Origin of the sequence: Erythrobacter neustonensis (genome assembly GCF_001663175.1) — a bacterium.
Taxonomy (GTDB): Bacteria; Pseudomonadota; Alphaproteobacteria; order Sphingomonadales; family Sphingomonadaceae; genus Erythrobacter; species Erythrobacter neustonensis.
The window spans coordinates 2,521,567-2,547,221 of the sequence record NZ_CP016033.1 but is presented as its reverse complement, the minus strand read 5'-3'; the positions used below and the strand labels follow the sequence as shown (position 1 = coordinate 2,547,221).

Sequence of the window (25,655 nt, the reverse complement as noted above, 5' to 3'; positions counted from 1 at the left end):
AACAGGCGGCCGCCCCGGATCGGCGGTTCGCCCGGCAACGGATAGACACGAGACATATGGCCGAGAAGGAAGACGCTCCGCTGATCGACCTGAATGAAGCTTCGATCAAGAAGCTGATCAGCAAGGCGAAGAAGCGCGGCTACGTCACCTATGACGAGCTCAACGAGGCGCTGCCTTCGGGCGAGATGAGCCCCGACCAGATCGAGGATATCCAGACCGCGCTGTCGGAAATGGGTGTCCAGATCGTCGAGAGCGACGAGGACGCCGAGGCCGAAGCCGAGGACCGCGAGGAAGGCGAAAGCGAAGACACCGTCGCCGACGACGATGACGACGACGATGACGATGGCAAGAAAGCGCCCAAGGATGCGCGCGCGGCCAACAAGAAGATGGCTACCGGCGAGCGCACCGACGATCCGGTGCGCATGTACCTGCGCGAAATGGGCGCGGTCGAACTGCTCAGCCGCGAAGGCGAAATCGCCATCGCCAAGCGGATCGAAGCGGGCCGCGACATGATGATCATGGGGCTGTGCGAAAGCCCGATCACCTTCCACGCGATCATCCAGTGGTCCGAAGCGCTCAATAACGGCGACATGCAGCTGCGCGAGATTCTCGATCTCGATGCGATGCTCTCCAAGGAACCCCCGGCCGACAAGTTGGCCGAAGGCGCCGAGGATGACGACGACGACGAAATCTCCGAAGCCACCGCCGGCCCGACGATCCGTGAAGACGACGACGTCAAGGACGAGCCCGACGCGGATGGCGAGGACGACGAGGATGGCGAAGGCCGCCCCAAGCGCGAAGAGGAAGAGGAGGAAGACAACACCCTCTCGCTTGCGCAGATGGAAGCGCAGCTGAAGCCCGAGGCGCTCGAGACGTTTGCGCGGATCACGACGCTGTTCCTCGCCTTCGAGAAGCTGCAGAACGAACGGGTCGATACGCTTGCCGCGGGCAATGCCTTCCCGGCGGCCAAGGAAGCCAAATACGAGGCGCTGCGCGAAGAGCTCACCGCCGAGGTCGAAAGCGTCCAGTTCCACGCGACCAAGATCGAATTCCTGGTCGACAACCTCTATGCCTACAACCGCCGGCTGACCACGCTGGGCGGGCAGATGCTGCGTCTGGCGGAGCGTCACAAGGTCAAGCGCGTCGATTTCCTTTCGGCCTACATGGGCAACGAAATGGACGACAGCTGGATCAAGGAGCGCGCCAAGAAGGACAAGAAGTGGGCCGCCTTTGCCGAGCGCGAGGAAGAGCCGGTCGAGCGCATCCGCAGCGAAATCGCCGATATTGCCGCGCAGACGGGCATGAGCCTTCCCGAGTTCCGCCGCATCGTCAACATGGTCCAGAAGGGCGAGCGCGAGGCGCGCATCGCCAAGAAGGAAATGGTCGAGGCGAACCTGCGTCTGGTGATCTCGATCGCCAAGAAGTACACCAACCGCGGATTGCAATTCCTTGATCTTATTCAGGAAGGCAACATCGGCCTGATGAAGGCGGTCGACAAGTTCGAATACCGCCGCGGTTATAAATTCAGCACCTATGCGACGTGGTGGATCCGGCAGGCGATCACCCGCTCGATTGCCGATCAGGCGCGCACCATCCGCATCCCGGTCCACATGATCGAGACGATCAACAAGCTGGTGCGCACTTCGCGCCAGTTCCTCCACGAGGAAGGCCGCGAGCCGACCCCGGAGGAAATGGCCGCGCGGCTTTCCATGCCGCTCGAAAAGGTGCGCAAGGTGATGAAGATCGCCAAAGAGCCGATCTCCCTCGAAACCCCGATCGGGGACGAGGAAGACAGCCACCTCGGCGATTTCATCGAGGACAAGAACGCGATCATCCCGGTGGATGCCGCGATTCAGGCGAACCTCAAGGAAACCGTCACCCGCGTGCTCGCCAGCCTCACCCCGCGCGAGGAACGCGTGCTCCGGATGCGCTTCGGCATCGGGATGAACACCGATCACACGCTCGAAGAAGTCGGCCAGCAGTTCTCGGTGACCCGCGAACGTATCCGGCAGATCGAAGCCAAGGCGCTTCGCAAGCTCAAGCATCCGAGCCGTAGCCGCAAGATGCGCAGCTTCCTCGACCAGTAACCCCCGGAAGACCCCGCTGCGGCGGGGTTTTTCATGCCTCATATTCCCTCAGGCTGCCTTTCCGTATTCGGGGTCGCCCATCAATCCGTGCGCGCGTTGCCTGCCCGGTACGGTTGACCAGCGCCCCTTGGCCTTCGTAAGTGCCTGAGCGTACCGTAGGGGGGATTGATGCGCATCTGCCAACAATTGGCCGTGATCGGCTTGTTTTTACTGCTTTCGGCGCCGGCAGCCAGTCAGGTGCTGTTGCCGACAGGTGTCGTTGTGTCCGCCGATAAAATGCGCAACGCCGATGAGGCGTGCGATGCGAAGATCGCTGATGCTTGTCTGGCTATCGGCTTTGCCGAATATCGCGGCATGGGCCGCATGGTTGATATGGTTAAAGCAACCGCGGCTTTCCAAAAGGCGTGCGAACTGGGCTCGGGCGCGGGATGCGAATACCTCGCCGCTTTCATCGATCAGGTCGATTCCCCTCCTGACGCCGAAACAAAAGCCAAAGCCCTGAAGGTCAAGGCATCAGAAATTTACCAGACAAAGTGCGATCAGCGTGCTTTTGCGGCATGCCACAGCCTTGCCGAGTTGCTGGCTGCTGGAAGCTCAGCATCCGACAAGGCGCGCGCAATCCAGTTTTACAGCAAATCCTGTTTTGAGTTGAATTACGGGCTTTCCTGTGCGCGAGGCGCACAGTTGGTGAACAAGCCCGGTACCGCCACCTACGATGAAGACCTCGCCAACCGGATGACCGCTGCGGTCGAACCCGCGTTCGAAACCGAATGCCGCAATGGTGTGATCGGCTCCTGTGAAAAGCTTGCCGAATGGATTGTTGAAGAGCGCGGCGAGAACGAAGCGTCCTATCTTGCCGAGCTTGCGCAGCAGGCTTGTTCGGGGGGCGTGGCAGGCGGCTGCCTTCGCGCTGCATCGATCGCGCAAAAGATGGACCAGGGACAAGCAGGGTGGGATCGCCGGTTTTCTTTCATGGAGGCGGCGTGCAATCTCCTGCTGGGAACCTGCGACGAGTTGGCCGATCTGATGCGGCGCCCGCGCGCCGGGCGGCAATTTGATCCTGACGAAATTTTCCGGACCGACATGCGTGCCTGTGTTGGCGGGATCGATTCGTCGTGCATCGAATTGCTCAAAATCGCCGGTCCGCTGACAAGCGAGAATGGTTCAGCCGTGATCACGGCCTTCGATCATATCTGCCTGCGGGGACATTACACCTTGGCCGAATTCTGCACCGCCGCTGCCAGAAATCATCTTGAGCGGGCCAAAGCCAATCCCGCAACGTCCGCTGCCGATCGGGCTGAGGCCGCAAATCTCTACCGGCGCGCGCTCGTCCGCACTGACGATATTTACAACACCGATGATGCCCATGGCGAAGCACGCGCTTTCCTGAGCGGTGGAACCTAACGGAGCAGCACGAAAAGCACACCCTTAAGGGGTGGAGAATCTATGCCCATGCGACTATGGGGCTGCCATGCGCATCGCCATTGCTTCCGATCACGCGGCCGTCGACCTGAAGGCCGAGCTTGCCGAATGGCTCATCGAGGAAGGGCACGAGGTCGCCGACCTCGGCCCCGAACCCGGGCAGAGCGTCGATTATCCCGATTACGGGTTTCGTCTCGCCGAGATCATCGCGGAAGGCACGGTCGAATTCGGCGTCGCCCTGTGCGGGTCGGGCATCGGCATCTCGATCAGCGTCAACCGCCATCCGCAGGTGCGCTGTGCCCTGGTCAGCGAGCCGCTCTCCGCTGCGCTGGCGCGCGAACATAATGATGCCAATTGCATCGCAATGGGCGCGCGTCTCGTAGGGATCGAGATGGCCAAATCCTGCATCGCCACGTTCCTCGACACCGAATTCGCCGATGCCGGCGATCCGGCCGGCCGCCACCAGCGCCGCGTCGGCAAGCTCGGCAAGCCGCCCTTCTCTCCCGACCATATCGAGACCCACCAATGAGCACCGCGCCCGTAGACTTCGCCGCCCGCACCGCCGCCCATTCGATGGATGGGTTCTGGAAGGATGACCTTGCCCACGCCGACCCGGAAATCGCGGCCGCGATCGGCAAGGAACTCGCCCGCCAGCGCGACAAGATCGAGCTGATCGCGTCCGAGAACATCGCGAGCCGTGCGGTGCTCGAAGCAGCCGGCAGCGTCTTCACCAACAAGTATGCCGAGGGCTATCCGGGCAAGCGCTACTACGGCGGCTGCGACTATGCCGACGTTGTCGAAACGCTGGCAATCGAACGCGCCAAGCAATTGTTCGGATGCAATTTTGCCAATGTGCAGCCCAACTCCGGCTCGCAGATGAACCAGGCGGTGTTCCTTGCCCTGCTCAATCCGGGCGACACCTTCATGGGGCTCGACCTCAATTCGGGCGGGCACCTCACCCACGGATCGCCGGTCAACATGAGCGGCAAGTGGTTCAACGTGGTGTCGTATGGCGTTGCCCGCGAGACCGAGACCATCGACATGGACGAAGTCGCCGCCAAGGCGCGCGAGTCCAAGCCCAAGATCATCATCTGCGGCGGCACCGCCTATTCGCGCACTTGGGATTTCCCCGCCTTCCGCGCCATCGCCGACGAAGTGGGCGCAGTGCTGCTGTGCGATATGAGCCACATTTCGGGCCTTGTCGCAGGCGGCGCGCACCCTTCGCCCTTCCCTCATTGCGACATCGTCACCTCGACCACCCACAAGAGCCTGCGCGGTCCGCGTTCGGGCATCATCCTGTGGAATGACGAGAAGTATACCAAGCCGCTCAACATGGCGGTCTTCCCCGGCCTTCAGGGCGGCCCGCTGATGCACATCGTCGCGGCAAAGGCGGTGGCCTTCAAGGAAGCGCTCGATCCCTCGTTCCGCGACTATGCCCGGCGCATCGTCGAAAACGCCCGCGCGCTTGCGGCCAGCCTTGAGGAAAACGGATTGCGGATCGTTTCCGGCGGCACCGACAACCACTCGATGCTGGTCGACCTCACCGCCAAGAACGTCACGGGCAAGGACGCCGAGAAGGGCCTCGACCGCGCCTTCCTCACCTGCAACAAGAACGGCATCCCCTACGACACCCGCTCGCCTTTCGTGACCAGCGGGATCCGCCTGGGCACGCCGGCAGGCACCACCCGCGGGTTCGGCGTCGAGGAGTTCCGCACGATCGGCAAGCTCATTGCCGAAGTGGTTGATGGCCTTGCCAAAAACGGCCCCGAGGGCGATGCGCAGATCGAGGAAAGCGTGCGCCAGCGCGTTGCCACGCTGTGTGCGGCCTTCCCTGTCTATCCCGGCATGTGAGGAGACTTTTGCGATGAACGAACGTCAGGACTGGGTCGAAGACGTGAAGACCGAAGTCGCCGGCATGGCAAAGGAAGGGGTCAACCACCCTTCGACCGCCCCCGTGCTCACCGGCGCCGCGATCGGTGCTGTGGCCGGCGCGGTATTGCCGGTGGTCTCGTGGCCGATCGGGCTCGCGATCGGTGCAGGCTTTGCACTGTATCAGAGGATCAAAAAGTAAGCCTGTGTAATGCGTTGTCCATTTTGTGCCCATGACGATACCCAGGTAAAAGATAGCCGCCCGACCGAGGACAATGCCTCGATCCGGCGGCGTCGGCAGTGTTCGTCATGCGGCGCGCGCTTCACCACGTTCGAGCGCGTGCAATTGCGCGAAGTCGTGGTGGTGAAGTCGGGCGACCGGCGCGAGCCGTTCGATCGCTTGAAGCTCGAACAATCGATCGCGCTCGCATCGCGCAAGCGCGGGATCGATCAGGAACGGCTCGACCAATTGATCAGCGGCATCCAGCGTCAGGTCGAAACCTCGGGCGAGGCCGAGGTTCCGTCCTCGCGTATCGGGGGGATGGTGATGGACGGCCTGCGCCAGATCGACAGCGTCGCCTATATCCGCTTTGCCAGCGTCTACCGCGATTTTTCCGAGGCCCGCGATTTCGAGGAATTTGCGAGCACCGTGCAACAGGCCGCGAAAGATTAACGACAAAATGGCTGGTCTCAACAAGCCGGTGATCGTGCTGGTGCGCCCGCAACTGGGCGAAAACATCGGCAAGGCTGCACGCGCGATGCTCAATTTCGGGCTGACCGAACTGCGGCTCGTGACCCCGCGCGATGGCTGGCCCAACCCCTCGGCTGGCCCGGCGGCAGCGGGCGCGGACATCGTGCTGCAGCAGGCCAAGGTGTTTGTCACGACCGCCGAAGCCGTGGCCGATTGCCAGTATGTCCACGCCACCACCGTGCGCAAGCGCGGCGTGACCAAGCCCGTGATCGGCGCGGACGAGGCCGGGCGGCAGATCCACCAGCTTGCCGGACGGCACGCGATCATCTTCGGCCCCGAACGTTCAGGGCTGGAGACCGAAGACGTGGCGCTTGCCCGCAGTATCCTGACGATCCCGATCAATCCCGAATTCGCCTCGCTCAATTTGGCGCAGGCGGTGATTCTGGTCGCCTATGAATGGGCGCGGATCGGGCGCGAGATGGCGGGCGAAGGCTCGGATGCGGGCGGAACGCTGGTGCAGCCGACGCGCGAGGACACCCTTCCGCCCGCCCCGCAGGAAGAGCTCGAAGGCCTGATCGCGCATTTCGAGACGCTGCTCGAACCCAAGGGCTATTTCCTTCCCGAGGGTCGTGCAGAGGCCACGCGGCGCACGCTGCGCGGGGTGCTGACGAAGCCGGGCTGGAACCACCTTGAAGTGCGCACACTGCGCGGGATCCTCAGCTATATGGCGCGGCGCGAACGCAGCGAATAGCGCGGAGTGTACGCAGGCGCTTGACCTGTGCCCCCATCCTGCTATGCGCGCGCCTTCGCAATTGGCCCTGCACCCCGGTGAAGCAGTGGCCGCATCCCGCCTGAGGCGGGATGGTGCGGTGCCGGGTTCAACAGCTGCCCGATGGGGGCGGCTCAGCAAATGAAGGATACGACGTATGTCGAAGCGTAAAAGCGCCAAGTACAAGCTCGATCGCCGCATGGGCGAGAACATCTGGGGTCGCCCCAATTCGCCCGTGAACAAGCGCTCCTACGGCCCCGGCCAGCACGGTCAGCGCCGCAAGGGCAAGATGAGCGACTATGGCCTGCAGCTGCGCGCCAAGCAGAAGCTCAAGGGCTACTACGGCGATGTGACCGAAAAGCAGTTCAAGCGCACCTATGCCGAAGCATCGCGTCTGAAGGGCGACACCAGCCAGAACCTGATCGGCCTGCTCGAGCAGCGCCTGGACATGGTCGTCTACCGCGCCAAGTTCGCGCCGACCATCTTCGCCGCGCGCCAGATCGTCAGCCACGGCCACATCTACGTCAACGGCGTGACGTGCAACATCGCATCGCGCCGCGTGAACGTCGGCGACGTTGTCAGCCTCGGCAGCAAGGCCAAGGAAATGGCACTCGTGATCGAAGCGCAGAGCCTCGCCGAGCGTGACATTCCCGATTATGTCCAGCCCGACGGCACCGACAAGATCACCTTCACCCGCGTTCCCAAGCTCGACGAAGTCCCCTACCCGGTGACGATGGAACCGAACCTGGTGGTCGAATTCTATTCGCGCTGATCCTGCAAGGGACACAGCAGCCAAACAAAAAGGGCGGCCCTTCGCGGGGCCGCCCTTTTTCGTTGGGTCGCTGCGGATCGCATCAGGTTCGGGTGCGGTCCCATTCGTCGAGTTCATAGGCGATCGAACCTTCGACGAGCCGTTCCCAGATATCGCGGATCACGTCGCTCGGAAGCTTGTGAGCCTCGGCTTCGGCGACGGCCGCGGCGATCACACTGGCCTTGCGCTCCTCGTCGCGCACCGCATCGCGGCCCGGCTTGATCCGGGCGGCGGCGCGCATGTAGCCGAAACGGGTCACCAGCAGCGCCACCAGCTCGCGGTCGAGTGCGTCCACCCCGGCGCGCACCTCGGGCATCGTCTGGCAATCGTCGGGCATTTTGGGCATCAGGCGGAACTTCCAAGATAATCGCGCCGGAACGTGGCGGCAAATTCGGCAAATGTGCCAGCGGCAATGGCAGTCCGCATGCCAGCCATCAAGGCCTGATAAAAGCTCAGATTGTGCTCGGTCACCAGCATCGCGCCGAGCATTTCGCCCGACTTTACCAGATGATGGATATAGGCGCGGCTGTAGGTGGTGCAGACCGGGCAGGTGCAGCGGTCATCCAACGGTCCGGTGTCCTCGGCAAAGCGCGCGTTCCTGAGGTTGAGCGGTCCGTTCCAGGTGAACGCCTGCCCGTTGCGGCCAGACCGCGTTGGCAGCACGCAATCGAACATGTCGATGCCGCGTTCGACCGCACCGACCAGATCATCGGGCTTGCCCACCCCCATCAGGTAACGCGGGCGATCCGCCGGCAGCATGTCGGGCGCGTAATCGAGCACGCCGAACATCGCCTCCTGCCCCTCGCCCACGGCAAGCCCGCCGACTGCATAGCCATCGAAACCGATGTCGGTGAGCTTGTCGGCGCTGATCCGGCGCAGGTCTTCGTGCAGCGCGCCCTGCTGGATGCCGAACAGAGCTGCGCGCGCCGCGTGCTCTGCGCCGCTGTCGAAGCCTTCGCGGCTGCGGCGCGCCCAGCGCATCGACAATTCCATCGAAGCCGCGATATCGTCGCGCGGGCGATCGGCGCGGGGGCATTCGTCGAAGGCCATCACGATGTCGCTGCCGAGCAGGCGCTGGATCTCCATGCTGCGCTCGGGGCTGATCATGTGCTTGCTGCCATCGATATGGCTGCGGAATTCGACGCCCTGTTCGGTCAGCTTGCGCAGTTCCGACAGGCTCATCACCTGATAGCCGCCGCTGTCGGTAAGGATCGGGCGGTCCCAGTTCATGAATTTGTGCAGCCCGCCGAGCCGCGCGACGCGTTCGGCACCCGGACGCAGCATCAGGTGATAGGTGTTGCCGAGGATGATGTCGGCACCGGTCTGGCGCACGGCCTCGGGCTTCATTGCCTTGACCGTGGCGGCCGTGCCGACCGGCATGAAAGCCGGCGTGCGGATCTCGCCGCGCTGCATCTGGATGACGCCGGTGCGGGCCTTGCCGCTGGTGGCGTGGAGGGTGAAGGAGAAACGGGGCAGTGTCATCGCGCCAAGCGCCCTAGCCGCGCCGCGCCCCGCTGTCACGCGTGCGCGGATGTGTCGCGGAGGGACATAGGCTGGGATGCGCCTCCGCCAGATACAGCAATGCGGGGCGACCATGGGCCGCCCCGCATCACGTGATCACTTCGGCTCACAGCAAACGGCCGGGCCGTTCGTGTGTGCCTGTCAGTGTCGGATCAGAACTTGAAGCCGACGCCGGCGGTCGCACGCAGGGTGTCGAACGCAACGGTGTCGACGTTTGCGCGAAGCACAAACGAGCTCACCGGAACTTCAACGCCGACGCCGACGAGGTAGTCGCCTGCAACGTCCTTCACGTCGATGTCGTTTTCATCGAGGAAGTCTTCGCTGACGCCGGTCAGGTTTTCGAGGTCGAGGTCGACCCACTGGTAACCGCCGCGTGCGAAGATCTTGGTGCCGCCTTCGGTGCGGAAGCCGAGACGGGCTGCAGCGCCGTATTCCGATTCGATCGGGCCGTCGCCGAAGTGGAAGTTGCCTTCAACACCGGCAAACATGCTTTCGCCGATCGGGAAATCGGCTGCAGCGAAGCCACCGAAGATGGTCGAATCGTCGTCGATGTTCAGATCGTCGAACTCGCCGTCGTCGGCGTCGAGGTCACCGAGGTCGATGCCGAGATCGTGCGTACCAACGGTCGCGCCGATGGTGATGTCGGGGCGGGTTTCCGTCTGTGCCTGAGCGGCAGCGGGAACTGCAAGCGCGCCGGCTGCGGCGAGCGAAGCGAAGACAAGCTTCTTCATGATATTCTTTGTCCTTTTCGAACCGCCGCGGGAGGTGCGACGTCTCGCCGCAGCTAGGTATTCGATCGTTGCCGCGCAATGAACGAAATCTGTGTTGTTCATTAATGTCCGACGAATGGTTCGATATGGCCGACGAAAGACGGAGTTTCTAACCTGGTTTAGTCTCTTAGGCGCCACCCTGTGCGGAAAATGACGGTGATGACGATCGTGCAAAGGGTCAGAAATCCCAGCGTGAGCCCGAGCGACAAGGCAATCGGCACGTCCCCCGTCCCATAAAAGCTGTAGCGCAGCCCGCTGACCAGAAACGCGATCGGATTGGCCAGCGCAATCGTCTCCCACAGCGCGGGCAGGTCGCGGATCGAGTAGAATGTTCCGCCGAGGAACGTCAGCGGGGTCAGGATCAGCATCGGAATGATTCCCAGCTTTTCGAACGAGTCGGCCCAGATACCGAGGATGAACCCGAACAGCGCGAAGCTGGCGGCGACGAGCATGATGTAGATCACTGCCAGCAGCGGGTGCGCTATCTCGTAATCGACGAAACACCGGGCGGTGGCGAGAATGATCGCGGCAAGGATCAGCCCCTTGGTGGCCGCCGCGCCGACGAAACCGGCCAGCGTTTCGGCCACTCCGACAGGTGCGGACAACAGCTCGTAGATCGTCCCGGTGAAGCGCGGCATGTAGATCCCGAAGCTGGCATTGCTGGTCGTCTCGGCCAAGAGGGTCAGCATCAGCAGGCCGGGGATGATGAAGGCGCCGTAGGGCACGCCTGCAACCGATTCCATCCGGGCCCCGATCACGGTGCCGAACACCACGAAGTAGAGCGAGGTGGTAAGCACCGGCGCGAGGATCGACTGGAAGGCGGTTCGAAAAGCGCGCGCCATTTCGCGCTGGTAGATCGCAAAGGCGCTGCGAAGATTGAAGTGCATCACGCAGGCTCCCCTTGCGCGCCGAGAAGACCGACGAAAATATCCTCGAGTGACGAATCGTGGATGTCGAGGCTGGTGAAGGTGATCCCGTCGCGTGTCAGTTGCTGGGCGAGCTGCGCCACCGCGGCGCGGCCCTTGCCCTCGCCATTGCCGCCGCGGTAGATCAACCGCCGCCCGCCATCGGCAAGCTCGAGCGCGTAGGCTCCGAGGCTGGCGGGGATCGCGGTCATCGGTTGCGCCAGATCGATCACGGCTTCGGTCGTTCCGAGCCGTTCCATCATCGCGCGCTTTTCATCGACCATCCGGATCCGGCCGCGCTGGATGATGCCCACGCGATCGGCCATTTCCTCCGCCTCCTGGATATAGTGGGTCGTCAGAATGATCGTCACCCCGCGTTGCTTGAGCGCGGCGATCTGCTCCCACATGCCCTTGCGCAGTTCGACATCGACGCCCGCGGTGGGTTCATCGAGGAACAGGAGTTCGGGATCATGCGCCAGCGCCTTGGCGATCAGCACGCGGCGCTTCATCCCGCCCGACAGCGCGCGGATCTGCGCGTCCTTCCTGTCCCACAGCGACAGGCTCTTCAGGATTTCCTCAAGCCGAGCAGGGTCCGAAGGCTTGCCGAACAGACCGCGCGAATAGGCGACCGCGCGCCAGACCGTTTCGAACATGTCGGTGCTCAGTTCCTGCGGCACCAGCCCGATCCGCGCGCGTGCGCTGCGCCAGTTGGACGCCAGGTCCTGCCCGAACGCGGTGATCGTGCCCGCGGTAGGCCGCACCAATCCGCACACCGCCCCGATCAAGGTGGTCTTGCCCGCTCCGTTCGGCCCGAGCAGTGCAAAAATCTCGCCCTTGCGGATATCGAGATCGACCGCGTCGAGCGCGCGTGTGCCGCCGCGATAAGTCTTGGTCAGCCCGCGGACCGAAAGAATGGGTTCGTGCATGCAACCGGGTTACGGGAGCAGCAGCGAGGAGTCACCATAGGAATAGAAACGGTAGTTGCTAGCGATCGCATGGGCGTAGGCCGCCATCATCCGCTCGCGTCCCATCAAAGCACTGACCAGCATCATCAGAGTCGATTTGGGCAGGTGAAAGTTGGTCATCAGGCCATCGACTGCGCGCAGCCGAACACCGGGGGTGATGAAGATCGCGGTGTCGCCTTCGAAAGGGTGGATGATCCCATCGGCATCGGCAGCGCTTTCCAGCAAGCGGAGCGAGGTCGTGCCGACCGCGATGACTCGCCCACCCGCCTCGCGTGCAGCGTTGAGCTGCGCTGCGGTGGCAGGCGAAATGCGTCCGAACTCGGCATGCATCCGGTGATCGTCGGTGTCGTCCGCTTTGACCGGCAGGAACGTCCCTGCCCCGACATGCAGCGTCAGCGTCGCACGGCCGATCCCGGCGTCGTCGAGCGCATCGACCAGCTCTTGCGTGAAGTGCAGCGAGGCCGTGGGCGCGGCCACCGCGCCTTCCTCGGCGGCGAACATCGTCTGGTAGTCTTCGAGGTCCTGACGATCGACCCCGCGCTTGGAGGCGATGTAGGGCGGCAGCGGCATCGTGCCTGCGCGGTGCAGCAGCACTTCGACCGGTTCATCGCCTTCGAACATCAGGGTCAGCGATCCGTCATCGTGGCGGTCTTCGGCAATCGCGGTGACGCCGCCGCCGAAGATCAGCTGATCGCCCAGCTTCACCCGCTTGGCATTCTTCAGAAACGCCTGCCAGCGGCGCAGGTCGATACGCTTGTGCAAGGTTGCGCCCACCTTGGCTTCGCCGCCGGCGCGCCGACCTTCGAGCTGGGCGGGGATCACGCGCGTGTCATTGAAAACGAGGACATCGCCCGCTTCGAGAAGCTGCGGCAGATCGCGCACGCCACGATCTTCGAACGGCGCATCCTGCCCCTGCACCACCAGCATGCGCGCCGCATCGCGCGGACGCGCCGGGCGCAGCGCGATGCGTTCGGGCGGCAGATCGAAATCGAACAGGTCAACCTTCATGCCGCGCGCCCATAAGGGGTCAGCGCGCGGCGCGAAAGGGGCTTACTTGGTCGGGAGCGGCGCGCTCAGCATGTCGGCCGAGATCGGCTCGGCTGTGGCCGGTGCCGGCGGCGGCGGCGGTGCCTTGTTGTCCGATGCGATCGAGGCCTGGACGATATAGGTCGGCGTTGCAGGCGGCTCGCCCCGGGTGATCGCGTCGACCGCTTCCATGTTCTCGATCACGCGGCCGAAATTGGTGTATTTCTTGTCGAGGCTGAAACGCGGATAGAAGACGATGAAGAACTGGCTGTTGGCGCTGTCGTCGCTCGCCGCGCGGGCCATCGACAGCGTGCCGCGCACATGCGGCATCGGGTTGAATTCGGCCTTGAGATCGGGAAGCTCGCTGCCGCCCTGTCCGGTGCCGGTCGGATCGCCGCCTTGGGCCATGAAACCGTCGATCACGCGGTGGAACACCACCCCGTCGTAAAAGCCCGCACGGGTCAGTTCCTTGATCCGCGCGACATGCGCGGGCGCCCAATCGGCTTGAAGACGGGCCTTGACCCGCTGACCGTTCGACAGGTCGAGCACCCAGATATTGTCCGGGTCCGACGCCACATCGTAATCGATCATCGCATATTGGCGAGGGGCCTTGGGCGCGGTGTCCTCGGCAGCGGCTTCCTTGTTCTCACCGAAGGCCGTCGGCGGGGTGTCGTCCTTGGCCTGCGCAAAGGCAGCGTGCGGCGCGGCCATCAGGGCAAGAGCGGCAAAGGCGGTGGCAAGCTTGGCTGTCATCATGGTTCCGTCCGGATTTGAACCGCGCATGTAGCCACGGCGTTCTGACACTGCAATGAATGAACGAAGGGCAATGGTTTCAGGCGGCGATCAGTAATCGCCCTTCAGTCCCAGTTCGCGCACGCGCGCGACGACTTCCTCGCACACCGGCGCGCTGACAAAGCGGGCGATATCGCCGCCATAGATCGCGATTTCCTTGACCAGCTTGGACGCGATCGGTTGCAGCGACACGTCGGCCATCAGGAACACGGTTTCGATCGCGTGGTCGAGCTGCTGGTTCATGCCCGCCATCTGATATTCGTATTCGAAGTCCGCCACCGCGCGCAGCCCGCGAATGATGACGCTGGCGCGCTGCTTTTGCGCAAACTTCACCAGCAGCGCGTTGAAGCCCACCACTTCGACATTGGTGAGGCCGAGATTTGCAACCTCGCGCTCGACCATCGCGAAACGCTCTTCGGTCGAGAACATCGGGTTCTTCGACGGGTTCGTCGTCACCCCGATGATCAGGTGATCGACCAGCTTCGATCCGCGCCGGATGATGTCGGCGTGGCCCAGCGTGATGGGATCGAAGGTGCCGGGGTAGATTCCGATACGGCGGGTCATGGCAAGTCCTTGTCCGGGCGCCGCGATCAGCGGTCGCGCTCGACGATGTAACGGGCGAGCGCGCGCAGCACGTCGGCCTCCGGCCCATAGGACGCAAGCCGCAGTTCGGCCTGATCGACCAGCGCACGGGCCTGTTCGCGCGCGCGCTCGACACCGAGCAGCGTGACGAAGGTCTGCTTGCCCTGCGCATCGTCCTTGCGCAGCGCCTTGCCGGCCTTTTCGATATCGCCTTCGACATCGAGCAGATCATCGACGATCTGGAAGGCGAGCCCGATGTCGCGGGCATAGGCGCGCAGGTGCGCCCTGCCCTGCGGCGCGACCTTGCCGAGGATCGCGCCCATTTCGACCGCCGCAGCGAGCAGCGCGCCGGTCTTCAACTGCTGAAGCCGGGTGACCGCGTGAAGATCGTAAACCACGCCTTCGGCATCGGCGACCATGTCCATCATCTGGCCGCCCGCCATCCCGCTCATCCCGCTTGCCTGGCCCAGCGTCAGGATCAGTTCGCTGCGGGTGAAGGGATCTTCCGAGGTCGCATCGTCGGCAAGGATTTCGAAGGCGAGCGCATGGAGCGCGTCGCCCGCCAGCACCGCGGTCGCTTCGTCATAGGCCTTGTGCAAGGTCGGCTTGCCGTGCCGCAGATCGTCATTGTCCATGCAGGGCAGATCATCGTGGATCAGCGAATAGACATGGATCGCCTCGATCGCCGCGCCCGCACGCAAGGCGGCATCGCGCGATACGCCGAACAGCGCTGCCGTGCTGCACACCAGCAGCGGACGCACCCGCTTGCCGCCGCCGATTGCGGCATAGCGCATCGCCTCAACCAGACGCGCGCTGGTATCGCCCGGCACCGGGAGCAGCGCATCGAACAGCGAATCGATTTCGGATTGGGTGCGGGTGATCGCTTCGCGCAGCACGTCGCCTTTCGTTTCGAGCAGCATCGCTTACCCTTCCGCGTCGAACGGCTTGGTCGCGCCCGCGCGGCCATCGGCAGCGGTGACGATCCGTTCGATCCGGGCCTGCGCTGCATCGAGCCGCGTCTGGCAGGCTGCACGCAGCGCCTCGCCGCGTTCGTAAAGCCCGATCGACTGGTCGAGCGGCACGTCGCCGCGCTCAAGCTGTTGCACGATCTGTTCGAGTTGGCCGAGCGCCTGCTCGAAACTCAACCCGGCGATGTCCTGTCCGGCGGTTGCCGGTGATGAAGTGCCCTCGTCCATGCCTGCGAGCATTGACGGCGCGCAGCGGTGCGGTCAAGGCTGGCGGCAACGGGCGGGTTCAACCAACACAGGATAAGCCGACATGCTGCTGAAGTGGATCATTGCCTATGGCGTCGCGGCAGTCGCCTTTCTGGCGCTCGATGCGGTCTGGCTGCGCTGGGCTTCGGTCAATCTCTACAAGCCGGTCATCGGCGAGATCATGGCCAAGGATTTCAACCTGCGCGCGGCGATCGCGTTCTATCTGATCTATATCGCGGGCATGTGCTGGTTCGCGGTTCGGCCAGGCCTCGAAGGCGGCGGCGTGCAGGCCGCGATGCTCAACGGAATTTTGCTGGGCGCACTGTGCTATGCCACCTTCGATCTTACCTCTCAGGCGGTGATGAAGGTGTGGGCGACGCAGATCAGCGTGCTCGACATCCTGTGGGGGGCGTTCGTTACCGGGGTTGCCGCATCGGCAGCGACCTGGGCCGCACTGCGGTTTGCGCCTGCGGCACCGGTGGTCGCGGGCTGATCGGGCTCAGGGGGGGGCAGCATCCATGTTCATCGGTCACTTCGCCCCCGCCTTCGTCGCTGCCACGCTGACACCCGAACGGCCGCGTCTGGGCGTCATGTTCGTGGCAGCGCAGCTGGTCGACTGGGCGTTCTTCACCTTTGCCCTGTTCGGGGTGGAAGCGATGCGGATCGACCCGGCGGCGAGCGTGATGGTGCCATACGACCTCTATCACATGCCCTATACCCACAGCCTGCTGGGCACGGGCATATTCGCCGCCGCCTTCATGGGCGTGGTCGCGCTGCACCGCCGCGATCTGCAGCTTGGCGTGCTTGCCGGGATGGTGGTGCTGTCGCACTGGCTGCTCGATTTCCTCGTCCATGTCCCCGATCTCACCATCAGCGGCACCGAACCCAAATTCGGGCTGGGCCTGTGGAATGTGCCGTGGGTGGCCATCCCGCTCGAGCTGGGATTGGTGGCCGCCGGGTTTGCGTTCTACATGCGCCGCACGCGCGGCCCGGCGGGACCGCCGATCGTGCTGATCGCCGCGATGCTGCTGTTCCAGCTCGTCAACTGGCTGGCCCCCCATCCCGCCGCCGCCGGCCCGTTCCTCTATCTTCAGGCACTGCTCGCATTCGCGGTGCTGACCGCACTTGCCGTATGGACGGGGAAGAATCGCTGGTTCAGGAAACGCGGCGGCTTGGCCTTGCAGCCGTGGTGATCTAGGGGCCTGCCGCAAGGAGACCCTCTCATGTCCACCATCACCCCTGAAATCGTCGAACAGCACGGTCTTTCGCCCGAGGAATACGAGCGCGTCCTGTCCGCGCTGGGCCGCGAGCCCAACATGGTCGAGCTTGGCATCTTTTCGGTGATGTGGTCGGAGCATTGCTCCTACAAATCCTCGCGCTTGCACCTCAAGAAACTGCCGACCGAGGCGCCGTGGGTTATCTGCGGTCCGGGCGAGAACGCGGGCGTGATCGACATCGGCGACAATCAGGCCGCGATCTTCAAGATGGAGAGCCACAACCACCCCAGCTACATCGAACCCTATCAGGGTGCGGCGACCGGGGTTGGCGGGATCCTGCGCGATGTCTTCACGATGGGCGCGCGCCCGATGGCCAATGCCAACGCGCTGCGCTTCGGGCGGCCCGAACACCCCAAGATGAAGCATCTGGTGCAAGGCGTGGTCGCTGGCATCGGCGGATATGGCAATTGCGTCGGCGTGCCCACGGTTGCGGGCGAAACCAATTTCCACCCCGCATATGATGGCAACATCCTCGTCAACGCGATGACCGTCGGCGTGGCCGATCAGGACAAGATATTCTATTCCGCCGCCACCGGCCTCGGCAATCCGATCGTCTATGTCGGCTCAAAGACCGGGCGCGACGGGATCCATGGCGCCACGATGGCGAGCGCCGATTTCGGCGAAGATGCCGAGGCCAAGCGCCCGACGGTGCAGGTCGGCGATCCGTTCACCGAAAAGCTGCTGATCGAAGCCTGCCTTGAACTGATGGCGACCGATGCGATCGTTGCGATCCAGGACATGGGCGCAGCCGGCCTTACCTCCTCCAGCGTCGAAATGGCGACCAACGGCAAGGCGGGTATCCGGCTCGACATGAACAAGGTGCCGTGCCGCGAAACCGGGATGACGCCCTATGAAATGATGCTGTCCGAAAGCCAGGAGCGGATGCTCATGGTGCTGAAGCCCGGCAAGGAGGCCATGGCCGAGGCGATCTTCAAGAAGTGGGAACTCGATTTCGCGGTGATCGGCGAAGTGACCGATACCGGCCACATGGTGCTCGAATTCGATGGCGAGGTGGTGTGCGACATTCCGCTCGGCCCGCTCGCGGCCGACGCGCCGCTGTATGACCGGCCCTATCTTTCCAGGGACGAATACGCAGCATGGGCGGGCGTCAAGCCGCTCGGCGAAGTGCCGTCGAGCGACGATATTGCTGCCGATCTGCTGACGATGATGGGCTCGCCCGATCTCGCCTCGCGCCGGTGGATTGCCGAACAATACGATTCGCAGGTCGGCGGCGATACGCTTCAGACCGGCGGCGATGCGGGCGTGGTCCGCGTCCACGGGACGGACAAGGCGTTGGCGATCACCACCGATTGCACCCCGCGCTACGTTTATGCCGACCCCTACGAGGGCGGCAAGCAGGCGATTGCGGAGGCCTATCGCAACCTATGCGCTGTGGGCGCGCGGCCGCTTGCGGTCACCAACTGCCTCAACTTCGCCAATCCGCAGCGGCCCGAAATCATGGCGCAGATCGTCCATGCGCTTGACGGCATGGGCGATGCCTGCCGCGCGCTCGATTTCCCGATCGTGAGCGGCAACGTCAGCCTTTACAACGAATCGAAGGCGACCGGCGGCGGCAGCGCGATCCTGCCCACACCCGCGATCGGCGGCGTCGGCATCATCACCGATCTCGACAAGATGATGACGATGCACTTCAAGAACGAAGGCGACGCGATCTATCTTGTCGGGCCGGAATTCTGGGCCAAGCCCGATCCGACCCGCTCGCACCTCGGCCAATCGCTGTGGCTGCGCGTGGTCAAGGGTATGGAAGCCGGCCGCACCCCACCGACTGATCTCACGGTGGAAAAGAACGCGGGCGAGATCATGCACGAACTGATCGCAGACGGCCTCGTCAACGCGGTGCACGATCTTAGCGACGGCGGGCTTGCGGTCGCGCTTGCCGAAATGGCCCTCGCGGGCGGGATCGGCGCCGAGGTAGAGGCGGCGAACCCCGCCTACACCCCGGCGCAGTGGTGGTTCGGCGAAGATCAGGGCCGCTACCTTGTCACCGTCCCCGATGTCGCCGCGCTCAACGAAGCGCTCGCCAAGGGCACGCGCAACGACGAGACCGCGCAGATCGGCTTCCAGCGGATCGGCACGGTCGGCGGCGACAGCGTTCTGGGCGTCGCGCTCGAAGAATTGCGCAGCGCCAACCAGCGGTTCTTCGCGGAGTGGATGGAGGGCTGATGCAGCCGCCTGCCGCACCCGCTCTGCCGCTGGTGAAGCGGCTGACGTTGCGTGACGGGATGCGGGTGTGGTTCCACGCCATGCCCGAACACGTGATCGACGAGATCGACGAATATGCGCTCGAACTGTTCTTCGTCGCCGACCCGGCGCAGGGGATCGACGCGGCGCATATCTTCGTGACGCACCAAAGCGAACTGGCAGAGCAGCTTGCCGCGCTGCGCAGCGCGCTATCGCCCGAAGGTCAGATCTGGGTAAGCTGGCCCTGCGGCGCAGCGGGAATTGCCACCGACATCACCGAAGATGCGGTCCGCGCCGCGGGCGAACCGCATGGGCTGATCGCGACCAAGGGCTGCGCGATCGACGCGGACTGGGCGGCCCTCAAACTGGTGATCCGCAAGGAGCTGCGCTGACGCGTCAGCCCGCAGCGGTTACGCTGCGAGCAGTTCGGCGGGCTCTTCGGGCACGGCGCTGGCGAGCAGGTTGTAAGGGTTCACCCCTTCTTCGGCCCAGATCCGGTGGCATTCGCGGTATTGCACCGGTTCGGGGATCTTCATTTCGGCGCGCACTTCGGCAAGCGGGCGTTCGAGCAGCTGGCGTATCGGCTGCGCGATCAGTTGCGGCGCGCCCTTGCCGATCCGGTGCGCTTCGCGAACCGCGCGCATCACCGGCGCTTTGCTGGGCTTGACCATGTTGCGGATATTGGCCGCGCCGGCATAGCCGATCAGAAGGTGCCCCTGGCTAGGCATCTGCCCGTGGGTAAACAGCAGCACGCTCGCCTCGCCCAAGGCATCGCGGCCATAGCCGGTGAGGATATGGAACATGTCGTGCGTGTCGCGCGTGCGGTTGATGTACCATTCGACCAGATCGGGAAAACGCGGACGGCCCGCACGCTCGCTTTCGGCCACCAGCCCGGCAGCCGACAGGCCCTCGGACTCCATGAAATCGCAATAGGCATGCGCAAGGCTGCCCTTGGGCGTGCGGCGCAGCATCGCGTGATCGTCGAGGATCTCGGGCAGATAGGGCTCGGTCGAACGCAGGTATTCACCTTTCTCGGACACCACCAGATCGGCGATCCGGGGGAGAAAGTCCTTCGACGGCAATGATTCGAAAATCCGGAACACCGCCGCGGTGTCTTCCTTGTCGCGCATCAGCATCCGGAAGTTCTGCAAGGCGCGCAGCGGGCGATACTTCGCCTCGGGGCGGTCGGGATGGAGCAGCACGGTACCATCCTTGGCAAACATACGGGTGTATTGATCGCGAGCGGTCTGTTTCATGCGAGCGGTTCCTGTGCGTTGGCGCAGAGCGATTGCCACTCATTGCCAAAGCTTGCTTACATGAGTGTTAATAGCCGATTCGGTACGTCGATCAAAACCCTTTTTTTCACGCGTGGCAGCGCTGCCCCGGTGTCAGGCCCGCGAATTCAATCTGTGCGCCACTCGCTTTGCGGGATGCCCAGCAGGATCAGCACCGCGGTCAGATTGCCGCTGTCGACCCGACCATTGGCCGCGTCGCGCGCCTTGGGCTTGGCACGGTAGGCAAAGCCGTAGGTCGCCGCCGCGATCATCGGGATGTCGTTGGCGCCGTCGCCTGTCGCAAGGCTGGGCGTGCCGTCGCCGAGCAGGGCAAGCTCCTCGCGCAGCACCGCAGCCTTGACCGCGCTGTCGGTGATCGGGCCGATCAGCCCTCCGGTAAGCTTGCCGCCGGCCACTTCCAGGCGATTGCCCACCACGCGGTGGAAGCCGAGCATCTCGGCCACCGGATCGGCGAAGTGGTGAAAGCCTCCCGTCACCAGCACCGAGCGCGCGCCCAGCGCATTGAGCGTCGCCACCAGCACCTTTGCCCCGGGCGAAGCGGTGATGCGTTCGGCAAGGCAGGCGGCAATCGCGCGCTCTTCCAGCCCCGCAAGCAAGGCGACGCGCTCGCGCAGCGCTGCTTCGAAATCGAGTTCGCCCTGCATTGCGCGCTCGGTGATGTCGGCGATCTGCGGCTTGATGCCTGCGTAATCGGCCAGCTCGTCGATGCACTCCTGCCCGATCATGGTCGAATCCATGTCGGATACGAACAGCCGCGGCACCACGATCGGCCCGCGCGCCACCAGCATCGCAGGCGCTTCGAAGACGCTGTCGATCGCGGCGAGCACGGCGGCCGGGTCGCCCTCGCCCATCTGCAGTTCGAGCACGCCCGCATCGCCTTCGGGCATCGCCGCCGCGGCAACGGGCGATCCCGCCGCGGCAAGCGCGCCCGACAAAGCATCGAGACGTGTTTCACAAGCGTCAGTCTCTGCTATCAGCCGCGCAATGAGCATTCCTGTATCTCCACCAGCACCCCTCGCGCTCATTGCAGGGCCGACCGCCAGCGGCAAGAGCGCGATTGCGATTGCGCTGGCGCAGCGCCTTGCCGCCGACGGGCGGAAGACGGTGATCGTCAACGCCGATTCCGCGCAGGTCTATGCCGATCTGCAAATCCTCTCCGCACGGCCCACCGAGGATGAGATGGAAGGGATAGAACACCGCCTGTTCGGCGCGTGGGACGGGGCCGAAGCCTGTTCGGCCGCCGCCTGGGCCGCGCGTGCTGCGGCCGAGATCGCCGATTGCCATGCGGCAGGCATCGTCCCCATCCTCGTCGGCGGCACGGGAATGTATATCAAGGTGCTGCTTGAAGGCATCGCGCCGATCCCGCCGATCGATCCTGCGGTGCGCAATGCCGTGCGCGCGCTGAGCGAGGCGGACGCCTACAGCCTGCTTTCGATCGAGGATCCCGAACGCGCCGCGATGCTCGCCCCCGGCGACACGCAGAGGATCGCCCGCGCGCTTGAGGTCAAGCGGTCGACCGGGGTGACGCTGGGCGATTGGCAGCATGCCAAATCTGGCGGGATCGGCGATGTCGTGACGCTGCACCCGCTCATCATCGAGCCGGAACGCCAGTGGCTTTATGATCGGTGCGATGCGCGGTTCGAAGCGATGCTCGATTCCGGCGCGGTGGCCGAGGTCGAGGCCCTGCTCGCCCGCGGGCTCGATCCCGAATTGCCCGTGATGCGCGCGATCGGCGTCCCCGAAATCGCCGCCTGGCTTGCCGGAGAGATCGACGCCGAAGCGGTGATCGCTGCCGGCAGTCAGGCGACACGCAATTATGCCAAGCGGCAGTTCACCTGGTTCAGACGCCAGCCGCCTGCCGATTGGCCGCGGGCGCACCCAACATGGGAATCCGAAAATATCGACATTGTGGCGGCTTTTGCATCATTATTGCGCAAATAGGGGTTGACCCATCAGATTATGACCTTTAGCGCGGCCATCAGTCGGCCCGCTGCGCAGCTTTGTGCACCGGGCCGGTTTTCATATTGAAGCGCGTTTACAGATGGAGTTTCCCGTGCCCGGCCATCAGGCTCCTGCCTCGCCCCCTTCGGATACCCCCGCCACGATGAGCGGCGCGGCGATCCTGGTGCAGTGCCTGATCGATCAGGGGGTGGAATTCGTCTTTGGCTATCCCGGCGGCGCGGTGCTCCCGATCTACGACGAATTGTTCGGCGACGAACGCATCCGCCACATCCTCGTGCGCCACGAAGCCGGCGCCGCACACGCTGCCGAAGGCTATGCCCGCGCCACCGGCAAGCCCGGCGTGGTGCTGGTCACCAGCGGCCCCGGCGCAACCAACGCAATTACCGGGATTGCGGATGCGTGGATGGATTCGATCCCGATGGTGGTCATCACCGGGCAGGTGCCGACAGCCTTGATCGGCACCGATGCCTTCCAGGAAGCCGACACCATCGGCATCACCCGCCACTGCACCAAGCACAATTATCTGGTCAAAGACCCGGCCGATCTTGCCGCGACGATTAAGGAAGCCTTCCTGATCGCCACCACCGGCAGGCCCGGCCCGGTGGTGATCGACATCCCCAAGAACGTCCAGATCGCCGTCCCCTCCGAACGCCGTTCGCTGACGCGCGCGGGCGCGCACCGCTATGCGCCGCAGACCGTTGCCCCGCCCGAACAGGTGATCGAGGCGGTGGAAATGATCGCCAATGCGCAGCGGCCAATCTTCTACACCGGCGGCGGCATCATCAATTCCGGCCCCGAGGCCAGCCGCCTGCTGCGCCAGTTGCAGGACATCACCGGCGCGCCGGTCACGTCGACCCTGATGGGTCTGGGCGCCTTTCCCAGCAACCATCCCGATTGGCTGGGGATGCTGGGAATGCACGGCACCTACGAAGCCAACATGGCGATGAACCAGTGCGACGTGATGGTTTGCATCGGTGCGCGGTTCGATGACCGGGTGACCGGCAGGCTGGATGCCTTCTCGCCCGGTTCGAAGAAGATCCACATCGATATCGACCGCTCCTCGATCAACAAGGTCGTGCCGGTGGATCTGGGAATCCTTGGCGATTGCGGCACGGTGCTGGCGCAGATGATCGCGGCCTGGGGCACGCGGCAGGCGCAGAATCTCGGCGAATGGAAGGCGCGGATCGCGGGCTGGCGCGCGCGTGAAAGCCTCGCCTATCCCGAACGCTCGGCCAAGAACCCGGGCATGATCATGCCGCAAAAGGCGGTCGAGCGGCTGCACGCGCTGACCCATGCGCGAAAGCCGATCATTTCGACCGAGGTCGGCCAGCACCAGATGTGGGCGGCGCAATATTTCGGGTTCGAGGATCCGAACAAGTGGCTCACCAGCGGCGGCCTCGGGACGATGGGCTATGGCCTGCCCGCCGCGATCGGCGCGCAATTGGGCCACCCCGATGCGCTGGTGATCGACATCGCGGGCGAAGCGAGCATCCAGATGAACATCCAGGAACTCGGCACCGCATCGCAATACCGCTTGCCGGTCAAGATTTTCATCCTCAACAACGAATACATGGGCATGGTCCGCCAGTGGCAGGAACTGACCTATGAGAGCCGCTATTCGAACTCCTATTCGGACAGCCTGCCCGATTTCGTGAAGCTCGCCGAGGCGTATGGCTGGAAGGGCATCCGCATCACCGAAGAACGCGAGCTGGACGACGGCATCATGCGGATGCTCGACCATAACGGCCCGGTGATCGTCGACTGCCTCGTTGCGCAGGATGCCAACTGCTTGCCGATGATCCCGTCGGGCGCGGCGCATACCGAAATGATGCTTTACGGCGACATCGTGGACGGCACGATGGACGACGAAGCCAAGGCGCTGGTCTAGGACACCCCGACAATGCCCATGAAGATTGCCGAAGCGGCCTCCGAGCGTCACGTGCTCGCCGTCACCGTCGATAACGAGCCGGGGATTCTCGCCAAGATCACCGGCCTGTTCACCGCGCGCGGTTACAACATCGACAGCCTGACCGTGGCAGACATCTCCGAAGACCACGCGATCAGCCGCATTACCATCGTCACCAACGGCCCGCCGCAGGTGATCGACCAGATCGAGGCACAGCTCGAGCGGCTGGTGCCGGTGCACAAGGTCACCGATCTCACCACCGCTGGGCCGCACGTGGAGCGCGAACTCGCTCTCATCAAGGTTACCGGCACGGGCGAAAAGCGGGTCGAGGCACTGCGCCTCGCCGACATCTTCCGCGCCCGGCCCGTCGACACCACCACCGAAAGCTTCATCTTCGAGATCACCGGCCCGCCCGACAAGGTCGACAGCTTCATCGGCCTGATGCGCGAACTGGGCCTCGTCGAAGTCGGCCGCACCGGGATTGTCGGCATGATGCGCGGGGCGCAGGCCGTCTAACCAAATCCAACGAATACAATCTGCAAGAGAGAACACTGATGAAAGTCTATTACGACGCCGACGCCGATCTCGATCTGATCAAGCCCAAGAAGGTCGCCATCGTTGGCTATGGCTCGCAGGGCCACGCCCATGCCCAGAACCTGCGTGACAGCGGTGTGGCCGAAGTCGCCATCGCGCTGCGCGAAGGTTCGGCCACCGCGAAGAAGGCGGAAGATGCTGGCTTCAAGGTGCTCAGCAACACCGCGGCCGCGCAATGGGCCGATATTATCATGATCCTCGCGCCCGACGAGCATCAGGCCGCGATCTGGGAAAACGACCTCAAGGGCCACATGAAGCCCGGCGCCGCGCTCGCCTTTGCCCACGGGCTCAACATCCACTTCGGCCTGATCGAGGCGCCGTCGGACATCGACGTGATCATGATCGCCCCCAAGGGCCCCGGCCACACCGTGCGCAGCGAATATGTGAAAGGCGGCGGCGTGCCCTGCCTCATCGCGATCCATCAGGACGCGACCGGCAGCGCGCATGACGTGGCGCTTGCCTATGCCTCGGCCGTGGGCGGCGGGCGCAGCGGCATCATCGAGACCAACTTCCGCGAGGAATGCGAAACCGATCTGTTCGGCGAGCAGGCGGTGCTGTGCGGCGGGATCACGCACCTTATCCAGGCTGGGTTCGAGACGCTGGTCGAAGCCGGTTACGCCCCCGAAATGGCCTATTTCGAGTGCCTCCACGAAACCAAGCTGATCGTCGACCTGCTCTATGAAGGCGGCATCGCCAACATGCGCTATTCGATCAGCAACACCGCCGAATATGGCGACATCACCACCGGCCCGCGCATCATCACGCCCGAAACCAAGGCCGAAATGAAGCGCGTGCTCGCCGACATCCAGTCGGGCCGTTTCGTGAAGAACTTCGTGCTCGACAACCGTGCGGGCCAGCCAGAACTGAAGGCCGCACGCAAGCAGGCCGCCGCGCACCCGATCGAGCAGACCGGCGAGAAGCTGCGGGCAATGATGCCGTGGATCGCCGCCAACAAGCTGGTCGACAAGGCCAAGAACTGACGCCACAGCACCGGC

At 64.0% G+C, this 25,655-nt stretch carries 28 protein-coding genes; 16 read left to right on the top strand and 12 right to left on the bottom strand.

Annotated features, from left to right (window positions below; translation table 11 throughout):
- Positions 1-56: 56 nt before the first annotated feature.
- The 8 genes from rpoD (at position 57) to rpsD (ending at position 7,610) form a co-directional block, all read left to right on the top strand.
- Positions 57-2,087: an RNA polymerase sigma factor RpoD gene (rpoD, locus tag A9D12_RS11810; RefSeq protein ID WP_068352086.1), complete on the top strand. Its 2,031-nt coding sequence runs from the start codon at positions 57-59 to the stop codon at positions 2,085-2,087.
- A 168-nt stretch (positions 2,088-2,255) separates the two neighbouring features.
- Positions 2,256-3,491 carry an SEL1-like repeat protein gene (locus A9D12_RS11805; RefSeq protein WP_068352084.1) on the top strand — a complete coding sequence of 412 codons (1,236 nt, stop codon included), beginning with the start codon at positions 2,256-2,258 and terminating at the stop codon, positions 3,489-3,491.
- A gap of 67 nt (positions 3,492-3,558) precedes the next feature.
- Positions 3,559-4,038, top strand: coding sequence for an RpiB/LacA/LacB family sugar-phosphate isomerase (locus tag A9D12_RS11800; RefSeq protein WP_068352082.1), 480 nt, complete (start codon positions 3,559-3,561; stop codon positions 4,036-4,038).
- The gene (glyA, locus tag A9D12_RS11795) at positions 4,035-5,360 is read left to right on the top strand and encodes a serine hydroxymethyltransferase (RefSeq protein ID WP_068352079.1); all 1,326 of its coding nucleotides are present in this window, start codon (positions 4,035-4,037) and stop codon (positions 5,358-5,360) included. The genes A9D12_RS11800 and glyA overlap by 4 nt, the downstream gene beginning before the upstream one ends.
- 13 nt (positions 5,361-5,373) lie before the next feature.
- Positions 5,374-5,580, top strand: coding sequence for a hypothetical protein (locus A9D12_RS11790; RefSeq protein WP_068352077.1), 207 nt, complete (start codon positions 5,374-5,376; stop codon positions 5,578-5,580).
- Between the two features lie 9 nt (positions 5,581-5,589).
- A complete protein-coding gene (gene nrdR, locus A9D12_RS11785) occupies positions 5,590-6,051 on the top strand; it encodes a transcriptional regulator NrdR (protein ID WP_068352050.1) in 462 nt (153 codons plus the stop codon).
- A gap of 7 nt (positions 6,052-6,058) precedes the next feature.
- A complete protein-coding gene (locus tag A9D12_RS11780; RefSeq protein ID WP_068352048.1) occupies positions 6,059-6,820 on the top strand; it encodes an RNA methyltransferase in 762 nt (253 codons plus the stop codon).
- 175 nt (positions 6,821-6,995) lie between these two features.
- The gene (rpsD, locus tag A9D12_RS11775; protein WP_068352045.1) at positions 6,996-7,610 is read left to right on the top strand and encodes a 30S ribosomal protein S4; all 615 of its coding nucleotides are present in this window, start codon (positions 6,996-6,998) and stop codon (positions 7,608-7,610) included.
- A gap of 82 nt (positions 7,611-7,692) precedes the next feature.
- On the opposite strand, the gene A9D12_RS11770 is transcribed toward rpsD, so the two are convergent.
- The 10 genes from A9D12_RS11770 to A9D12_RS11725 form a co-directional block, all read right to left on the bottom strand.
- Positions 7,693-7,995: a chorismate mutase gene (locus tag A9D12_RS11770; RefSeq protein WP_068352044.1), complete on the bottom strand. Its 303-nt coding sequence runs from the start codon at positions 7,993-7,995 to the stop codon at positions 7,693-7,695.
- Positions 7,995-9,131 (bottom strand): tRNA guanosine(34) transglycosylase Tgt, encoded by a 1,137-nt coding sequence (gene tgt / locus A9D12_RS11765; protein ID WP_068352042.1) that lies wholly within the window; start codon positions 9,129-9,131, stop codon positions 7,995-7,997. The genes A9D12_RS11770 and tgt overlap by 1 nt, the downstream gene beginning before the upstream one ends.
- A gap of 191 nt (positions 9,132-9,322) precedes the next feature.
- Complete coding sequence (locus A9D12_RS11760; protein ID WP_156522874.1) at positions 9,323-9,901, bottom strand: outer membrane beta-barrel protein; 579 nt, start codon at positions 9,899-9,901, stop codon at positions 9,323-9,325.
- 158 nt (positions 9,902-10,059) lie between these two features.
- A complete protein-coding gene (locus A9D12_RS11755; RefSeq protein WP_068352038.1) occupies positions 10,060-10,827 on the bottom strand; it encodes an ABC transporter permease in 768 nt (255 codons plus the stop codon).
- Positions 10,827-11,771 (bottom strand): ABC transporter ATP-binding protein, encoded by a 945-nt coding sequence (locus tag A9D12_RS11750; protein WP_068352036.1) that lies wholly within the window; start codon positions 11,769-11,771, stop codon positions 10,827-10,829. The genes A9D12_RS11755 and A9D12_RS11750 overlap by 1 nt, the downstream gene beginning before the upstream one ends.
- A gap of 9 nt (positions 11,772-11,780) precedes the next feature.
- Complete coding sequence (queA, locus tag A9D12_RS11745) at positions 11,781-12,818, bottom strand: tRNA preQ1(34) S-adenosylmethionine ribosyltransferase-isomerase QueA (protein ID WP_068352033.1); 1,038 nt, start codon at positions 12,816-12,818, stop codon at positions 11,781-11,783.
- Positions 12,819-12,860: 42 nt separating this feature from the next.
- A complete protein-coding gene (locus A9D12_RS11740) occupies positions 12,861-13,589 on the bottom strand; it encodes a peptidylprolyl isomerase (protein ID WP_068354426.1) in 729 nt (242 codons plus the stop codon).
- 90 nt (positions 13,590-13,679) lie between these two features.
- Entirely contained in the window at positions 13,680-14,192 is a 513-nt protein-coding gene (gene coaD / locus A9D12_RS11735; RefSeq protein WP_068352032.1) for a pantetheine-phosphate adenylyltransferase, read from the bottom strand.
- Between the two features lie 26 nt (positions 14,193-14,218).
- A complete protein-coding gene (locus A9D12_RS11730; protein WP_068352030.1) occupies positions 14,219-15,130 on the bottom strand; it encodes a polyprenyl synthetase family protein in 912 nt (303 codons plus the stop codon).
- Positions 15,131-15,133: 3 nt separating this feature from the next.
- Positions 15,134-15,406: an exodeoxyribonuclease VII small subunit gene (locus A9D12_RS11725; RefSeq protein ID WP_068352028.1), complete on the bottom strand. Its 273-nt coding sequence runs from the start codon at positions 15,404-15,406 to the stop codon at positions 15,134-15,136.
- Between the two features lie 82 nt (positions 15,407-15,488).
- Here A9D12_RS11725 and A9D12_RS11720 point away from each other — a divergent pair, with 82 nt between their 5' ends.
- From A9D12_RS11720 to A9D12_RS11705, 4 genes are read left to right on the top strand one after another with little or no spacing between them, the layout of a single operon-like run.
- Positions 15,489-15,917, top strand: a complete 429-nt coding sequence (locus A9D12_RS11720; protein ID WP_082925547.1) for a DUF2177 family protein — start codon at positions 15,489-15,491, stop codon at positions 15,915-15,917.
- 25 nt (positions 15,918-15,942) lie between these two features.
- On the top strand, positions 15,943-16,617 hold the full coding sequence (locus A9D12_RS11715) for a hypothetical protein (protein ID WP_068352027.1): 675 nt from the start codon (positions 15,943-15,945) through the stop codon (positions 16,615-16,617).
- A 30-nt stretch (positions 16,618-16,647) separates the two neighbouring features.
- Positions 16,648-18,885: a phosphoribosylformylglycinamidine synthase subunit PurL gene (purL, locus tag A9D12_RS11710; protein ID WP_068352025.1), complete on the top strand. Its 2,238-nt coding sequence runs from the start codon at positions 16,648-16,650 to the stop codon at positions 18,883-18,885.
- Positions 18,885-19,295, top strand: coding sequence for a DUF3052 family protein (locus A9D12_RS11705; protein ID WP_068354420.1), 411 nt, complete (start codon positions 18,885-18,887; stop codon positions 19,293-19,295). The genes purL and A9D12_RS11705 overlap by 1 nt, the downstream gene beginning before the upstream one ends.
- An 18-nt stretch (positions 19,296-19,313) precedes the next feature.
- Here the strand turns inward: A9D12_RS11705 and A9D12_RS11700 are convergent, their stop codons facing one another.
- On the bottom strand, positions 19,314-20,159 hold the full coding sequence (locus tag A9D12_RS11700; protein WP_197489815.1) for a Coq4 family protein: 846 nt from the start codon (positions 20,157-20,159) through the stop codon (positions 19,314-19,316).
- A gap of 146 nt (positions 20,160-20,305) precedes the next feature.
- Entirely contained in the window at positions 20,306-21,190 is an 885-nt protein-coding gene (serB, locus tag A9D12_RS11695) for a phosphoserine phosphatase SerB (protein ID WP_068352023.1), read from the bottom strand.
- Here serB and miaA point away from each other — a divergent pair.
- From miaA to ilvC, 4 genes are all read left to right on the top strand, one after another.
- Positions 21,183-22,139, top strand: a complete 957-nt coding sequence (miaA, locus tag A9D12_RS11690; protein ID WP_068354413.1) for a tRNA (adenosine(37)-N6)-dimethylallyltransferase MiaA — start codon at positions 21,183-21,185, stop codon at positions 22,137-22,139. The genes serB and miaA overlap by 8 nt on opposite strands.
- 163 nt (positions 22,140-22,302) lie before the next feature.
- A complete protein-coding gene (ilvB, locus tag A9D12_RS11685) occupies positions 22,303-24,048 on the top strand; it encodes a biosynthetic-type acetolactate synthase large subunit (protein WP_068354411.1) in 1,746 nt (581 codons plus the stop codon).
- Between the two features lie 18 nt (positions 24,049-24,066).
- The gene (gene ilvN / locus A9D12_RS11680) at positions 24,067-24,582 is read left to right on the top strand and encodes an acetolactate synthase small subunit (RefSeq protein ID WP_068352021.1); all 516 of its coding nucleotides are present in this window, start codon (positions 24,067-24,069) and stop codon (positions 24,580-24,582) included.
- A 38-nt stretch (positions 24,583-24,620) separates the two neighbouring features.
- Positions 24,621-25,640, top strand: coding sequence for a ketol-acid reductoisomerase (gene ilvC, locus A9D12_RS11675; protein WP_068352019.1), 1,020 nt, complete (start codon positions 24,621-24,623; stop codon positions 25,638-25,640).
- Positions 25,641-25,655: the final 15 nt, after the last annotated feature.

Coding starts and splice junctions, on each gene's coding strand:
- rpsD (WP_068352045.1), top strand. CDS start 6,996: ATGTCGAAGCGTAAAAGCGCCAAGTACAAGCTCGATCGCCGCATGGGC.
- A9D12_RS11750 (WP_068352036.1), bottom strand. CDS start 11,771: ATGCACGAACCCATTCTTTCGGTCCGCGGGCTGACCAAGACTTATCGC.
- A9D12_RS11715 (WP_068352027.1), top strand. CDS start 15,943: ATGTTCATCGGTCACTTCGCCCCCGCCTTCGTCGCTGCCACGCTGACA.
- A9D12_RS11790 (WP_068352077.1), top strand. CDS start 5,374: ATGAACGAACGTCAGGACTGGGTCGAAGACGTGAAGACCGAAGTCGCC.
- A9D12_RS11755 (WP_068352038.1), bottom strand. CDS start 10,827: ATGCACTTCAATCTTCGCAGCGCCTTTGCGATCTACCAGCGCGAAATG.
- A9D12_RS11720 (WP_082925547.1), top strand. CDS start 15,489: ATGCTGCTGAAGTGGATCATTGCCTATGGCGTCGCGGCAGTCGCCTTT.
- tgt (WP_068352042.1), bottom strand. CDS start 9,131: ATGACACTGCCCCGTTTCTCCTTCACCCTCCACGCCACCAGCGGCAAG.
- ilvN (WP_068352021.1), top strand. CDS start 24,067: ATGAAGATTGCCGAAGCGGCCTCCGAGCGTCACGTGCTCGCCGTCACC.
- A9D12_RS11730 (WP_068352030.1), bottom strand. CDS start 15,130: ATGCTGCTCGAAACGAAAGGCGACGTGCTGCGCGAAGCGATCACCCGC.
- purL (WP_068352025.1), top strand. CDS start 16,648: ATGTCCACCATCACCCCTGAAATCGTCGAACAGCACGGTCTTTCGCCC.
- A9D12_RS11780 (WP_068352048.1), top strand. CDS start 6,059: ATGGCTGGTCTCAACAAGCCGGTGATCGTGCTGGTGCGCCCGCAACTG.
- serB (WP_068352023.1), bottom strand. CDS start 21,190: ATGCTCATTGCGCGGCTGATAGCAGAGACTGACGCTTGTGAAACACGT.
- A9D12_RS11725 (WP_068352028.1), bottom strand. CDS start 15,406: ATGGACGAGGGCACTTCATCACCGGCAACCGCCGGACAGGACATCGCC.
- A9D12_RS11760 (WP_156522874.1), bottom strand. CDS start 9,901: ATGAAGAAGCTTGTCTTCGCTTCGCTCGCCGCAGCCGGCGCGCTTGCA.
- A9D12_RS11805 (WP_068352084.1), top strand. CDS start 2,256: ATGCGCATCTGCCAACAATTGGCCGTGATCGGCTTGTTTTTACTGCTT.
- miaA (WP_068354413.1), top strand. CDS start 21,183: ATGAGCATTCCTGTATCTCCACCAGCACCCCTCGCGCTCATTGCAGGG.
- coaD (WP_068352032.1), bottom strand. CDS start 14,192: ATGACCCGCCGTATCGGAATCTACCCCGGCACCTTCGATCCCATCACG.
- queA (WP_068352033.1), bottom strand. CDS start 12,818: ATGAAGGTTGACCTGTTCGATTTCGATCTGCCGCCCGAACGCATCGCG.
- nrdR (WP_068352050.1), top strand. CDS start 5,590: ATGCGTTGTCCATTTTGTGCCCATGACGATACCCAGGTAAAAGATAGC.
- ilvC (WP_068352019.1), top strand. CDS start 24,621: ATGAAAGTCTATTACGACGCCGACGCCGATCTCGATCTGATCAAGCCC.
- glyA (WP_068352079.1), top strand. CDS start 4,035: ATGAGCACCGCGCCCGTAGACTTCGCCGCCCGCACCGCCGCCCATTCG.
- A9D12_RS11700 (WP_197489815.1), bottom strand. CDS start 20,159: ATGAAACAGACCGCTCGCGATCAATACACCCGTATGTTTGCCAAGGAT.
- A9D12_RS11770 (WP_068352044.1), bottom strand. CDS start 7,995: ATGCCCAAAATGCCCGACGATTGCCAGACGATGCCCGAGGTGCGCGCC.
- rpoD (WP_068352086.1), top strand. CDS start 57: ATGGCCGAGAAGGAAGACGCTCCGCTGATCGACCTGAATGAAGCTTCG.
- ilvB (WP_068354411.1), top strand. CDS start 22,303: ATGAGCGGCGCGGCGATCCTGGTGCAGTGCCTGATCGATCAGGGGGTG.
- A9D12_RS11800 (WP_068352082.1), top strand. CDS start 3,559: ATGCGCATCGCCATTGCTTCCGATCACGCGGCCGTCGACCTGAAGGCC.
- A9D12_RS11740 (WP_068354426.1), bottom strand. CDS start 13,589: ATGACAGCCAAGCTTGCCACCGCCTTTGCCGCTCTTGCCCTGATGGCC.
- A9D12_RS11705 (WP_068354420.1), top strand. CDS start 18,885: ATGCAGCCGCCTGCCGCACCCGCTCTGCCGCTGGTGAAGCGGCTGACG.